The 14,013-nt window shown below is 65.2% G+C and carries 7 protein-coding genes; all 7 read right to left on the bottom strand.

From position 1 onward, the window contains the following. Positions 1-316: 316 nt before the first annotated feature. Positions 317-3,100, bottom strand: a complete 2,784-nt coding sequence (prsT, locus tag Q8R61_RS08745; protein ID WP_305536281.1) for an XrtA/PEP-CTERM system TPR-repeat protein PrsT — start codon at positions 3,098-3,100, stop codon at positions 317-319. A 158-nt stretch (positions 3,101-3,258) separates the two neighbouring features. Then, the gene (gene prsT, locus Q8R61_RS08750) at positions 3,259-6,048 is read right to left on the bottom strand and encodes an XrtA/PEP-CTERM system TPR-repeat protein PrsT (protein ID WP_305536282.1); all 2,790 of its coding nucleotides are present in this window, start codon (positions 6,046-6,048) and stop codon (positions 3,259-3,261) included. A gap of 47 nt (positions 6,049-6,095) precedes the next feature. Further along, positions 6,096-7,448 carry a PEP-CTERM-box response regulator transcription factor gene (gene prsR, locus Q8R61_RS08755; protein ID WP_305536283.1) on the bottom strand — a complete coding sequence of 451 codons (1,353 nt, stop codon included), beginning with the start codon at positions 7,446-7,448 and terminating at the stop codon, positions 6,096-6,098. Continuing rightward, positions 7,445-9,529 (bottom strand): XrtA/PEP-CTERM system histidine kinase PrsK, encoded by a 2,085-nt coding sequence (prsK, locus tag Q8R61_RS08760; protein WP_305536284.1) that lies wholly within the window; start codon positions 9,527-9,529, stop codon positions 7,445-7,447. The genes prsR and prsK overlap by 4 nt, the downstream gene beginning before the upstream one ends. A gap of 22 nt (positions 9,530-9,551) precedes the next feature. After that, positions 9,552-10,946, bottom strand: a complete 1,395-nt coding sequence (locus Q8R61_RS08765) for a TIGR03013 family XrtA/PEP-CTERM system glycosyltransferase (RefSeq protein WP_305536286.1) — start codon at positions 10,944-10,946, stop codon at positions 9,552-9,554. A 61-nt stretch (positions 10,947-11,007) separates the two neighbouring features. Then, the gene (locus tag Q8R61_RS08770; protein WP_305536288.1) at positions 11,008-11,583 is read right to left on the bottom strand and encodes a hypothetical protein; all 576 of its coding nucleotides are present in this window, start codon (positions 11,581-11,583) and stop codon (positions 11,008-11,010) included. Further along, positions 11,580-13,952 carry a penicillin-binding protein 1A gene (locus Q8R61_RS08775; protein WP_305536290.1) on the bottom strand — a complete coding sequence of 791 codons (2,373 nt, stop codon included), beginning with the start codon at positions 13,950-13,952 and terminating at the stop codon, positions 11,580-11,582. Before Q8R61_RS08775 ends, Q8R61_RS08770 begins: the two co-directional genes overlap by 4 nt. Positions 13,953-14,013 lie beyond the last annotated feature (61 nt).

Here is a 14,013-nt window from a genome sequence, read left to right on the forward strand (position 1 = left end):
TGTGCCAGACCGAGGGTGTGTCTATAAAAAAACCATTAATTCAATGACTTGTTTCGTTGTTTTGCCGTCCGGGCATGCGCTATGCAGGCCCTTCAATCCATCATGTGTAAAGTTTTTCGACACGAATCAAACTCTGCATTGCGATGCACGGGTCGAGCTCCCTGCGTGCCCGTTCTGGCAAGGGGCGTGGGCGCTGCAATTACCGATGGGGGCTTGCCGACACGGGCGGGCGGATTCTGACAGGCCCGCCAGAAGGGGTCGGATTTCTTTACACATGCTTCATCCAGCCGGGCTTTAGCGAGCGGGCGCGACCGGGTCAAAGCCGCTTGAGCAGTTGCCTGGCGGCGTCGGCCTCGGCTGCAGGGAGTTGGGGGAATTCCCTGAGCACGAATTCGAGCTCCTGGCGTGCCTGGGCCCGATTGCCGCTGCGGGCCAGGGCGACGGCATGGTGGTAGCGAATCATGCCCGCCTTGGGCGCGGCGGCGGCGGCCTTGCCCAGGAGCTCGAGGCCACGCGCTGATTTCCCCTGTTCAACCAGCAGCCAGCCCACGGTGTCCTGGATCGCCGGATTGTCCGGCGCGAGTTTCAGGGCCTGTTCGGCGGTGCCCAGGGCGCGGGGGTCTTTCTGCCGTTGATAGAGGCTGGCCAAGTTGTTGAGGACCAGAGCGTTGTCAGGATGTTGCCGCTGGATGGCCTCATATTGGGCAATGGCGTCCTGGATCCGGCCCGCAAACATGTAGTACTCGGCGGCGTGGTTGCGCACGGCCATGTCGTCGGGATGCTGTTTGAGCCAGTCGTTCAGGCGTTGCCCGGCGGCCTGGGTGTTGCCGGCCAGAATATGGGCGCGGTGCAGTTTGGTCAGGCCCGCCGATCCGGCGCCTTTATCCAGCGAGGTCTCATAGGACTGAATGGCCTGCGGCAGGCGCTTCTGGTCAAGATGAACGTCGCCTTCGCGATCGTAGCCCAGCGGCAAGGCGGGGAATTGTGTCTGGATCTGGCGGGCGATTCTCAGGGCGACTTCAGGGTTTTTGTCGGACAGCTCAAGACTCAGCAGGGCATCTTGGCTTTGCAGATGGTCGGGTTTGAGTTGCAGGGCTTTCTGCAGCGAGACGCGGGCGGCGGCCAGATCTCTGTTTGCGACCTGCGCCATGGCAAGACGCATGAACGCATCGGGGGACCGGCTGGCCTTTTTGGTTGACAGGGTGTATGTGGTGATCGCGTTGGCGATGTCGCCGGTCGTCAGTTGGGTGCTTGCCAGCAGGTTGAGCGCTTCGGGGTTGTCCGGATTGGCGTTGACGGCCTCGCGCGCCGTGGCGAGCGCGCCGTTGACGTCCCCCTTGGCGAGCCGATGGCGGGCCAGGCCGGCGTACGGCTGCAGGGCTTGCGGATGGGCTTTCGCGGCTTTTTCAAGCCAGCTCACATGCGCTGTTTCATCCTTTTCCCCCAGGCTGATGTCCGCTAGGGAGAGCATGGCCTGCATGTGATTGGGCTCGGCTTTGAGGATGCCTTCGTAGCGTTTGCGCGCGCTGGCCGTCCGTCCCGCCGCCAGGTCCAGCCGGGCGAGACTGTCCGCGGCGGGGAAGAATTTCGGGTCGATTTTCAGGGCCTGTTCAAAGCTGTCGCGTGCCTTGGCATGGTCGTTCTTGCCGAGATAGGCGGTGCCACGATAACTCCACACCAGCGGGTTTTTCGGCTGTTTCTTCTCCAGGGCGGCGATGCTGGACAGCGCGGCGTCAAATTGTCGCTTGCTGAGCTGGTTGAGGATGATCAGGGTGTCTGCCCGGCTGCCCGCGTCTTCCATGTCGGCGGCTGACTGCAAGTCGGCCATGGCGCGCTGGTCGCCCTGGGCCAGTCGGGCCAGGCCCAGTTCCGTGCGTATCGCTGCACTGTCGGGGTTGAGGTTGACGGCGGTTTCAAAAAGACGGGCGGCCCCGGCATAGTCCTGTCTCGCCAGGGCGATTTCTCCGGCGATAGTGTAGAAGCCGGCATCCGCGGTCTTCGCGAAATCGATCGGTGCCAGGGTTTTCTCGGCATCCTCCGGCCGCCCCAGGCGCAATTGGGTGGCCGCCAGCATTTTGAGCGCGGCGCTGTTTTCCGGCGCTGCACGGGCCACCTTGTTGAGGTGCAGCTCGGCGGTCTGCAAGTTGCCCAGGGCAAATTCGATATGCCCGCCCAGCAACAGGGCGGGCAGGGCGTTGGGGGCGATTTTCAGGGCTTCCTGGAGGGCATTGCGGGCCTCGGGATATTTTTTCTCCTTGTAGTGGTACATGGCCTGCAGGTAGTGGACGGCAAGCGATTGGGGGAAATGCTTGCGGAGGGTCTGGATGTCGGCCTCGGCGAGTTCCATTCGGTCCATTTTGATGTGGGTGGTCGCCCGGTTTTGCAGAGCTTCCAGATTCTGGGGTTCGAGCTTCAGTGCGCTGGAATAGGCGGCCACGGCACCTGCGTCGTCCTGCCTGATCTGTGCGAGATCGCCCACATAAACCCAGGTCCTGGCTTGCCTGTCCTGGATCTTGAGCGCGGCATCGAGCCATTCCTGGGCTTTGGCCGTATCGCGCTCGGCCAGTGCGCATTGCGCCAGCCCCCAGTAGGTCGCCGGGTTGTCGGCGCTGATGCCGAGCGATTGCTGGTAGAGGTTGCAGGCATCTTTCAGGCTGCCCTGCCTGCGCATGGCATCGGCCCGAATCTGCAGAATGCGTGCGAGATTGAGCTGGGACGTCTGGTCTCCGGCCTGGATTTCATCCAGCACGCGTGCGTACTCGCCCATCAACAGCAAGGCTTCGCCGAGATGGGGCTTGATGGATTCGCGGTTGACCCCGAGCTTGACGGCCTGGGTGAGCTCCTTTTCGGCTTCGGCGCCCATGTCCAGCTTCAGATAAATCTGCCCCAGCAACAGTCTGGCCTGCGCGCTGTCGGGGTTTTTCTGGATGGCGTTTTTCAGCTCGAGAACGCTGCCCCGGGGATTGCCCTTGTCCTCGAAGTCCTTGGCCCGCTCGATGTGCTCCTGTTCGGTGAGGCTGGCGGTGCGGTCGCATCCGGAAAGCGTCACGGATGCGGCGAAGGCCAGGGCGATGGCCAGGGCGACGGGGTGTTGGGTCATCTATACATACTCCACTCATTGAGGCGGTTTTCAGCCGGCCTTCGACGTTGAACAGGGCGACTCAAGCGGCCTGGCGGCGATCAGGGCGTCCGGATTGCCGTGCGGTGCCCGCAATACGCGCGCGTATTTACCATTTTGCCCTGTGCGATTTTTCAAGCTTACCGCGCTTTGCTCTGCAGCTGCTTGAGCAGGGCGCGCGCTTCTGGCTCCTGGGGGAATGCTACGCCACTCGCCAGCAAACGTTCGAGCTCGCGTTGTGCGCGGGCGCGGTCGCCGCTCTGCGCGTAGGCCGAGGCGAGATGCCACTGGATATCGGCCGCATCGGGCGTCTTGCTCAGGGCTTGCTGCAGCAACTTGATGCCGCGTTCGTGCTGGCCCTGTCGCACCAGAATCCAGCCGAGGGTGTCGAGCACGGCAGCGCTGTCGGGCTGGAGCTTGAGTGCCTTCTCGGCGTAGCCCAGCGCGCGCTTGTCGCCGGACTCGGCGAGCGCCCAGGCCAGGTTGTTGAGCACCAGCAGGTTGCCCGGGTTGCTCTGGTCGAGAATGAGGTAATGCGCGGCAGCGGCCGGATACTGCTTGCGCAGGATCAATTGTTCGGCCAGCGCGATGCGGGTGCCGGCATCCTGCGGGTTGCGCTGCAGCCAGTCGGCGAGACGCTTTTCGCCTTCTTCGGCGCGCTGAAGCGCGTTCAGGGGCTGCATCTGGCGCAGCAACAGCGCGCCGGAGGGTGCTAGTTTGTGGGCGCGCTCGAAGGCGGCGAGCGCGGCGGGATGATCCTTGCGGGCCAGCGCTGCATCGCCCTCAAGTATGTAGCCGGCTGCGCCGTCGGGCTGCTGTTTCTGCACCTGGCGCGCGATCCGTTGGGCCTCGTCGTGACGGCCGGACTGGATTTCGACATGGCCGAGCATCATCTGCGCGTCGAGTGAGTCGGGCTGGACGCGCAAGGCGTCCAGCAGCGATTTGCGCGCGCCGGGCAGGTCCTTGGCGGCGACCTGCACGGCGGCGAGCTTGATCAGCGGCATGGCCTGGCCGGGCAGACGCTCGACCAGGGAGCGATAGCTGCCCTGCGCATTGGCCGTATCGCCCAGCGCCAGCTGGACGCTGCCGAGCAGATCGAGTGCAGCCGGATGATCGGGATTGGCGTTGAGCGCTTCGCGCGCCAGCGCGAGAGCCTTGTTGCGCTCGCCCTGGCCGAGCAAATGGCGCGCCAGCGCCAGCCGGGGCGGCAGCGCCTGCGGATGGGCGGCGGCGGCTTTTTCGAGCCAGCCGACATAGGCTTTTTCGTCCCGCTCGCGCATCGCGGAATCGGCCATCGCGAGCATGGCGTTCAGATGCTTGGGATCGGCCTTGAGTATGCCCTCGAAGCGCTGGCGGGCCGCATCCGGGCGATTGTCCTTGAGATCAAGCTGGGCCAGATTGGCAGCGGCCGGGTAAAACGCCGGGTCGAGCTTGAGCGCCTGACCGAAGCTGTCGCGGGCGCGGGCGGGATCCTGCTTGCCGATATAGGCGCCGCCGCGATAGTTCCAGGTGAGCGGGTTGGCGCCCTGCTTTTTTTCCAGTGCGGCGATGCTGGTCAGCGCGGCGTCAAACTGCTTCTGCTTCAGCTGGTTCAGAATGAGCAGCGTCTCGGCGCGGTTGCCAGTGCCCTCGTTTTCCATCGCGGCGGCCGCCTGGAGGTCGTCCATGGCGCGGCTGTCGCCCTGTGCGAGCCGGGAAATGGCAAGTTCGGTGCGCAGCGCGGCGCTGTCCGGATTGCGCTGGGCGGCATCCTCGAAGTAGGCCGCGGCCTGCGCATAGTCCTTGCGCGCGAGTGCGATTTCGCCGGCCACGGTGAGCACGCCGACGTCTTCGCCGGCCCCCTTGAGTGCGGGCGCCAGCGTGCGTGCCGCATCGTCGGTGCGGCCGAGGCGCAATTGCGTGGCCGCCAGCAGGCGCACGGCATAGAGGTTGTTCGGCGCGGCTTTCAACACCTTGTTGAGGTGGGTTTCGGCGGTTTGCAGGTTGCCGAGCGCGTACTCGACTGCGCCCGCCAGCAGCAGCGCGGGGCCGTAGTCAGGTGCGGCCTTGAGCACGGCCGCGAGGTGGTCGCGCGCGCGCGGAATTTTCTTTTCCTGAAAGTCGATCACGGCCTCGGTATAGCGCGCCTGCAGGTTGCCGGGCCGCGTCTTGAGTGCGGCGTCGACTTCCTTGCGGGCGTCTTCGAGCCGGCCGTCTGCGATGGCAAGGTCTGCCAGCGCGAGGCGGGCGGCAACATTGCGCGGATCGATGCGAAGGATTTCCTGATAGACCGCAGCGGCCTCGTTGGGCTGCTGGGTGGCGCGCAGCAGCGAGCCTTTCAGATGCAGGCTGTCGCGGTGGCCGGCGTCGATGCGCAAGGCCTCGTCGAGGGCCTGCTGTGCCTTGGCGACGTCATTGTCGGCCAGCGCCAGGTGCGCCAGTGCCAGATGGACATCGGCGTTGCCGGGCGCGGTGTCGAGCGCGTGCTGCAGGGTCTTGCGTGCGTCGTCCTTGCGGTTCAGACCGAGCTCGGCGGTGGCGCGCAGCGCGTTCAGGGTGGCGGCATCGGCATCGCTGCCGGCGGATGCGGGCACTTCGTCGAGCACGCGCTGGAAGTCGCGTTGCCCCAGCAGGGTGCGGGCGATCATCGCGTTGGCGGCATTTTCCGCGTAGCCGGCCTGGCGGGCACGGCGGAATTCCTTTTCGGCGCTGGCGAGCTCAAGCTGCTCGAAATACAGCGTGCCCAGCTCGAAACGCGCCTCGGCATTGTTTTCATCCTGCGCGAGGGCATTCTTGAGCTGGATGATCGCCGCCTTGTGGTCGCCCGACGCCACCAGCGTCCGGGCTTCGTTCACCAGGGCGGTACTGTCCTGGCGGTCGCAGGCGCTCAGCAGCCCGGCGCCGAGGAACAGAAACACCAGCAGTCGTGACGTGGAAACGGGGTGGATCATGAAGCCTCCGAAAGATGATCTGAGTGTAGAACGCAGGGCGCCCTGAATTATTTCATTCCGATTTTTGCCATCAGGTCGTACAGGGTGGGCCGGGTGACCCCGAGCAATTCGGCGGCCTGGGCGATGTTGCCCTCGCTGTGGGCGAGCGCCCGGCTCACGGCCAGACGTTCGGCGTGTTCGCGTGCCTGGCGCAGGTTGAACGGCTGCAGTTCGGTCGGGCCGTCATCGAGTCCGAGGTCGGCGGCGGTGATCTGGGTACCGTCCGCCATGATGGTGGCGCGCTTGATCATGTTTTCCATTTCGCGCACGTTGCCGGGCCAGCCATGGCCTTCGAGCGCTGCCAATGCGTCGGCGGTGAAACCCTTGATTCCACGCCCCATCTCGCGCGCGTTGCGTTCCAGAAAGGCCTGCGCCAGCAGCACGGCGTCGCCGGCACGCTCGCGCAGCGGCGGAATCTGAATGGCGATTTCGGACAGCCGGTAGTACAGGTCTTCGCGGAATCCGCCTTCGCGGATCATGCCGGCAAGGTCGCGGTGGGTGGCGCAGACTACGCGCACGTCGACCGGGATTTCGCCGCGGCCGCCGAGGCGCTCGATCACGCGCTCCTGCAAAAAGCGCAGCAGCTTGGCCTGCAACGGCATCGGCAGGTCGCCGATTTCATCGAGGAAGAGCGTGCCTTCGTTGGCATACTCGATCTTGCCGATGGTTTGCTTGGCCGCGCCGGTGAAGGCGCCCTTTTCGTAACCGAACAGTTCGGATTCCAGCAGGGTGTCGGGAATCGCCGCGCAGTTGATGGCGACAAATCGCTTGCCGACGCGCGGCGACAGTTCGTGCACGCCGCGCGCCAGTACTTCCTTGCCGGTGCCGGACTCGCCGAGCAGCAGCACGGTGGCGTTGGCGGGCGCGACTTTTTCAACGGTGCGGCAGACTTTCAGCATCGATTCGCTGCTGGTGATCAGACCGGACAGGGCGGAACCGCCCTTCTGGTTGAGCAGTAGGCGGTTCTCAACTTCGAGCGTGTGCACGTGCAGCGCGCGGGCGATCATCAGCGCGAGCACATCGGGGTCGAAGGGTTTCTGGAAAAAATCGTAGGCGCCGAGCTGAATGGCCTTGACCGCATTGCTGCGATCGAGGTTGCCGGTGACGACGATGACCTTGGTGACGGGCGCCAGCGACAGGATCTGCTGCAGTGCGGCCAGCCCTTCGCTGGCGCCGTCGGCGTCGGGCGGCAGGCCGAGGTCGAGCAATACCACCGCGGGTTCGTGGCGGCGCAGCTGGGCGATCGCGCTGTCGCGGTCGGCGGCCAGCACCAGCTCGTAGTCGCCGAGGCTCCATTTCAGTTGCTTTTGCAGGCCGGGATCGTCTTCCACCAGCAGGATTTTTTGTTTGGCGTCGCTCATGCGGCGTCTCCTCCAACGTCTAAATTATTTTCCAGCGGCAGGCTGATACGGAAGCGGGTGCCACGCCCCGGCGCGCTGTCGACGTCGAGCTGCCCGCCTAGCGCGCGGACGGTTTCGCGGCATTCATAGGCACCGATGCCCATGCCGGCACCCTTGGTCGAATCGAAGGGCTGAAACAGGCGGGTGCGGATGAATTCATCCTCCATGCCGCTGCCGGTGTCAGTGATTTCAATGATTGCCTGCGCGCTATCCTCGAAGCCGCGCAGTGTGACCTGACCGCTCGGCGGCGTGGCCTCCAGCGCATTTTGCAGCAAATGACCGATGGCGCGGGTGAGCCGTTCACGTTCGGCGCGCACGCGCAGGCTGGCGGGCGGCAGTTCCACGATCGGGCGCAGCTTGAATGCCTGCTTGCTGGCGACGGCGTCGGCCAGGATGTCCGCCAGCGCCACCGATTGTGCCTGCGCTTCACCACTGCCGCGCCGCAGCTGGGCGAGCACCTTGTTCATTCGGGCCACGGCGTTTTCCACCGTGCCCAGCATATCGGCCTGGAACTCGGGGTTGTCCTTGTGCTTTTCGGCGTTGGCCAGCAGCAGGGACAGCTGGGCGACCAGGTTTTTTAGGTCGTGGATGATGAAGGTGGTGGTGCGGTTGAACGACTCGAACTGGCGCGCCACGATGAGCTGGTTGGCGGCGCGCATCTGCGCCAGGTTGGCGGCGGCCTGACGCGATGCGACCTTGAGCAGGTCGCTGACTTCCCAGTTGAAGCTGACCTTGCCGAGTGAATGCTTGAGCACCACGAAGCCGAGCAGTTCGTCGTGCAGCATCAGCGGCACCACCAGCCAGGCGTCGCCGGCCTGCTGGATCCACGCCGGGGTATCGAGGTCACCATAGAGGTCGCGGCGGGTCTTCATTTCGTCGAGGTCGACCACCCACTGCTTGTCCGCCAGCCAGCGGGCGAAAGGCGAATCGGCCGGCTCGGCGCCGTTGAGGTCGGCCCAGTTCCAGTGGCTGGCGCGCAGGAAGCCGGCGTTGCCTTCGCGCATCCACAGCGCGCCGCCGGGGCTTTCCACCAGTCGGGCGAGCGCCTCGACCGTGCGTTCGCACAGTTGCTCGCCGGGCTGGCCTTCAGTGAGGGTGCGGGTGAACTTGAGCCACTCTTCGCGGTAGTCGTAGCGGTAGCTGAAAAAATGCTTCGATAAAAACACCCGCAACCGTGCACGCAGGGTGCCGGAGAACATCAGCAGCACCAGCAGCATGGCTGCAGCAAAGATGAACACGGTCTGCACCACGTCGCCCCACTCGCCGCCGAACAGGCGCAGGTAGTAGCCGGCGCCCGCCATCAGCAGCAGGTAGATGCCCGCGCCCAGCAGGCTGGCGGTGTGGAAGACCATGCTGCGCGACAGCCCGACCGGCGCCGACCACTCCGGATTGCGCGCGGCGGACACCGCAATCAGCGGTGTCACCAGCGCCGCGACATAGCCACGCGCCGCCCATACCTGGGCGTCGAGCGCATTGAACAGCGCGGCGTTGGCATAAAGATAAAAGTCGTAAACGAACAGTCCCCCCAGCCCGAGGCATAGGAACTTGATCGCCCAGCGGTCTTCCAGGCGGGTGCTGCGGTACACCTGTTCAATCAGCACCAGCCCCAGCACGGTAAGCAGGACCCGCCCCAAGTGGTTTGCCCACTGCGCGAGCACCGGCAGGTCGGGTGCGATGAGCGGCGCCACGCCGGCGAGCAGCAGGCCGCCGACGAGCACGATGGCGAGCGCACGGATCAGGCGCAACGGCGCCGGCAGAGCGCTGCCGGGCGGCAGCCGCAGCCGCAGGATGTACAGCAGCAGCGCGAGCCAGGCGCCGTTGCGCGCCACTTCGGCAGCGAGTTCCAGGCGAACGGGCAAGATGCCCCAAGTGGCTGCGGCCGCCAACGCGCCCCAGAGGGCGCTCAGTCCGGCGGCGAGCACCAGCAGCCGGCCCTGCGGACGCTGCTGCCAACTGGCGACGATGAGTCCGGACAAGCCGAGGTAAGCCAGCATGGCCAGGCCATAACCGATCGCAGCGAGGAGAAGCAGGGTGTCGGTCATGGTCGGTTGCGAACAGGCGCGCTCAGCGCACGCCTTTCCCCCACAACACGACTTGCGCGGTTTGGAACAGGATCATCAGGTCGAGGAACAGGCTGTGATTCTTGACGTAATAGAGGTCGTACTGCAGCTTGTGCATGGCGTCCTCGTCGGTAGCGCCGTAGGCATAGCGCACCTGTGCCCAGCCGGTGATGCCGGGTTTGACGGTGTGGCGCACGCCGTAATAGGGGATTTTCTGGGTCAGGTCCTGCACGAAATAGGGGCGTTCGGGGCGCGGGCCGACGAAGCTCATGTCGCCGAAAAACACGTTGAAAATCTGCGGCAGTTCGTCGATGCGGGTGCGCCGGATGAAGCGTCCGGTGAGCGTGACCCGGCTGTCGTTCTGCCCGGCCCAGCGCGGCTTGCCGTCTTTTTCGGCGTCGACGCCCATGCTGCGGAACTTGAGAATGGTGAAGTTGTTGCCGCCCTGCCCCACGCGCTCCTGACGGTAGAGCACGGGACCAGGGCTTTCCAGCTTGATCAGCAGCGCGGCGAGCGCCATGATCGGCAGGGTGACGAGCAGCATGGCCGCACTGACCAGCAGGTCGAACAGGCGCTTGATGGTGTCGCGCACGATGCCCTGATGGAAGCCCTCGGCCAGGATCATCCAGCTGGCGTTCATCGAGTCGATCTGAAGATGGCCGTTTTCGCGCTCGAAAAAGTTGGACAGTTCGAGCACGCGGATGCCGCGCAGCTTGCAGCGGAGCAGGTCCTGCACCGGCAGGCCGCCGCTGCGGCGGTCGCGTACGGCCAGCACGATTTCGCTGATTTGCAGGCGTGCCGCCAGCTCGGGCAGGGCCTCGTCGCTGTCGAGAATCCGGGCATGATCGACGAAATGATGACTGCCGCCCATCGGCAGGTAGCCGACGACCTGGACGTTGGTGGCGTTGCCGCGCTTGGCCAGCAGCGCCTCGATGTGGGCGGCGCGGCTGCCGGTGCCGACGACCAGGGCGCGTGTTTTCAGTGCGCCCGCCCGCACCCAGCGGATGAACAGGGCGCGGCTCAGCAGGATGCCGAGCAGGGCCAGGCCGAATGACAGCAGGAAGGCGCCGCGACCGACCAGCAGATCGGGAAAGAAATAGAACAGCAGGCTCATGGATACCAGGCCGAGGCCGAAGCTCAGGCCGAGCCGCTGCAGCAGGGCGCGCACGCCGCCCTGCCATTCGAGGTCGTAGAGGCCGCTCGCGGTCATCAGGCTCAGCATGACGACGGTGAAGGTCAGCGCCTTGGGGAACAGTGGCGAGAGGAGTTCCGGCACCACGCCGCTTTCGAGAAAGCGCGCGCTGACGCCTGCGTAGATGGCGCCACCGAGGATCAGCGCCTCGATCAGCACCAGCAGCAGCAGATTCAGGGGCACGTAGTGCCGGAAAAAACGGATCATGGTCGTCTACCGTTATGAACCACAGTCAGTCCGACCTGCATCTTCCATGCCAGGGATGCGGTCAAACCAGCGTCCTCACCTGCGCCAGCCGCGCACGCCGCGGCAGGCCGTCGGGCTGCTGGCGTTTCATGCTGCGCAGTTCGGCGGCGGGGTAAACGATGATTTCGACTGCCGCGCGCGGATCGTCGAGGAGAAAACGGGGATAGACGCGGCCCGGCGCGTCAGCGGCGCGGTATTCGGCAGCCTGATAGGGGGTGCCAAGCCGCATCAGCAGAAAATCGACCTCTTTTTGCTGGTCGGTGAAAAGCTGCAGGCTGATGCCGGTGTGGCGTCCGGCGGTGCCGTTGAGCACCGAGCCGGTCAGGTGCGGGTCGAAGTCGGCCAGCCGTTCCATGTATTCGATCGCGACCTGTCGCAACAGCGCCAGCTGCGTGCGGGTCTCGTCGGCCTGGTAAAGCGCCTGGTAGCTGCGCAGCGCCTCTTCGATCTGCTGGTTGTCGGGCAGGTTGCCGCTGTCGGGTGCGCCGAGTTGGCGCGCCGCCTTGCGCTTGGCGCTGCCATAGTCGAGGCTGCCGTCCTCGGCCAGGATGCGCGCCGCCGCATGCGCAATGCGGCGGCGCATGTCCTGGTGCTTCATGGCTGGGTGTCCCATGCGGAGGCGGCGGGCTCGACCGGTGCGGCGGGTGCGTCCGGCTCTCCCCAGTCGTTGACAGGGGCGTCGGGTGGCGGAAATTCCTGATAGAAGTATTCCGTCATGGCGGGCGCGCCTTCGCCCAGCACGCTGTTCAGGAAGGTGTCCAACACCCCCTCGGGCTTGCGGGTGCCGGTGGCCGGGTCGATCTTGACCGAAATAATGCCGGCCGGCATGTCCCAACCGCGTTGCGGCGCGCCCTTGAGGGCGGTGCCCATGAAATTCATCCAGATCGGCAGGGCCGACTGCGATCCGGTCTCGCGACGTCCCATCGAGCGCGGCTGGTCGAAGCCCATCCAGGCGATCGCCACCAGATCGGGGTTGTAGCCGGCAAACCAGGTGTCGCGCGCGTCGTTGGTGGTGCCGGTCTTGCCGGCGATGTCCTTGCGGCCGAGCTGGCCAGCCTGGGCAGCGGTACCGCTGCGCGTCACGTCCTGCATCATGTTGGTCATCAACCAGGCGTTGCGCGGGTCGATCACGCGCGGCGCGTTGCTGCCCACCTGCTGCGGGCTGGCCTGCATCAGCAGACGGCCATCCTTGTCGTAGACCTTGTCGATCAGATAGGGGTTGACGCTGTAGCCGCCATTGGAAAACACGCCGTAGGCTGCAGCCATCTGGAGCGGGGTGACGCTGCCGGCGCCCAGCGCCATCGTGAGGTAGGGCGGATGGCGCGCCGGGTCGAAGCCGAAGCGGCGGATATAGTCGCGTGCGTAGTACGGGCCGATACCCTGCAGGATGCGCACCGACACCAGGTTGAGCGATTTGGTCAGCGCACTGCGCAGGCGCACCGGGCCGCTGGTGCTGCCGTCGTAGTTCTTGGGCTCCCAGAGGGTGCCGCCGGTTTCCTCCGCACTGATCGACAGCGGCGCGTCGTTGATCAATGTGGCCGGGGTATAGCCTTTTTCCAGCGCGGCGGAATAGATGAAGGGCTTGAAACTCGATCCCGGCTGCCGCCAGGCCTGCGTCACCCGATTGAATTTGTTGCGATTGAAGTCAAATCCGCCGACCAGCGCGGTAATGGCGCCGTCTTTTGAATTCAGCGCGACCAGCGCGGCCTCCACCTCGGGCAGCTGCGTCAAGCGCCATGCGGCCCCCACCGCCTGCACGCGCACCACGGCGCCGGGCCCGAGTTGTCGCCCCTTCTTGCCGGTGGTCCAGCCCGCCACCCAGCGCAGCGAGGCGTCGGCAATGTCCACGGTTTTGCCGTCCTGCAGCCGGGCCTGGATCAGCTTGGGTGACACGCTGGTCACGACGGCTGGCTCCATGCCGCTGACCGGGCGCAGGTCTTCCAGCGCGCTGGCGATCGCCGTCTCGCGCTGGGTCTTGTCCGCGGGCAGGGTGATCTGTGCTTCCGGTCCGCGGTAGCCATAGCGCCGGTCGTAGTCGGCGATACCCTGCCAGACCGCGCGGTTGGCGGCGAGCTGCGCGCTGCGCTGCAGCGTGGTGACGGCCTTGAAGCCGGAGCTGTAGATGGCTTCGCCATATTTCTCGAACAGCGTCTGGCGCACCATTTCGGCGGCATGGTCGGCTGCGACCTCGGCTTGCGGGCGCGTCTGGCGGATCACGAGCTTCTGTTTGACCGCTGCGGACCAGGTCGGCTGGTCGATGAATCTGAGCGTGCGCATGCGGCCCAGCACATATTCCTGCCGCGCCTTGGCGCGCGGGAAGTTGACCACCGGGTTGTAGCGCGAGGGCGCCTTGGGCAGCCCCGCCAGCATGGCGAACTCGGCCAGCGACAAGGCTTTCATCGGCTTGCCGAAGTAAGTGCGCGCTGCCGCCTCGAAGCCGTAGGCACGCTGGCCGAGATAAATCTGGTTGATATAGAGTTCGAGGATTTTGTCCTTCGACAGGTTGTGTTCGATTTTCATCGCCAGCATGGCTTCGGACAGCTTGCGGGTGAAGGTCTTTTCGTTCGACAGGAAGAAATTGCGCGCCACCTGCATGGTGATGGTGGAGGCGCCTTCCTTGGCGCCGCCGGACAGCAGGTTGGAGCCTGCCGCGCGCAGCACGCCGAGGGTATCGACGCCGCCGTGGGTGTAGAAGCGCTCGTCCTCGGCGGCGATGATGGCCTGTTTCATGTAGTCCGGCACCTGCTCGATGGCGATGAAGGCGCGGCGCTCCTCGCCGAACTCGCCAATCAGCGCCCCATCGGCGGTGTAAACACGCAACGGCAGCTTGGGCTTGTAATCGGTGAGTGACTCAAGCGGCGGCAGGTTGGGGTAAATCAGTGCGGCTGCCAGCCCGGCCAGCGCCGTGCTGACCACGCCGAGGCTGACGATCAGCGCCAGCGCGTAGTGCCACCATTTTGAAAACATCCCGTTCCTTAATTCAAAAGTGTGCCTAAAGTTTCCGACGATTATAGGCGTTAGTGGTGTT

This window comes from Thiobacillus sp. (genome assembly GCF_030696885.1).
Lineage (GTDB): Bacteria > Pseudomonadota > Gammaproteobacteria > Burkholderiales > Thiobacillaceae > Thiobacillus.

Coding starts and splice junctions, on each gene's coding strand:
- prsK (WP_305536284.1), bottom strand. CDS start 9,529: ATGACCGACACCCTGCTTCTCCTCGCTGCGATCGGTTATGGCCTGGCC.
- prsT (WP_305536281.1), bottom strand. CDS start 3,100: ATGACCCAACACCCCGTCGCCCTGGCCATCGCCCTGGCCTTCGCCGCA.
- prsR (WP_305536283.1), bottom strand. CDS start 7,448: ATGAGCGACGCCAAACAAAAAATCCTGCTGGTGGAAGACGATCCCGGC.
- Q8R61_RS08765 (WP_305536286.1), bottom strand. CDS start 10,946: ATGATCCGTTTTTTCCGGCACTACGTGCCCCTGAATCTGCTGCTGCTG.
- Q8R61_RS08770 (WP_305536288.1), bottom strand. CDS start 11,583: ATGAAGCACCAGGACATGCGCCGCCGCATTGCGCATGCGGCGGCGCGC.
- Q8R61_RS08775 (WP_305536290.1), bottom strand. CDS start 13,952: ATGTTTTCAAAATGGTGGCACTACGCGCTGGCGCTGATCGTCAGCCTC.
- prsT (WP_305536282.1), bottom strand. CDS start 6,048: ATGATCCACCCCGTTTCCACGTCACGACTGCTGGTGTTTCTGTTCCTC.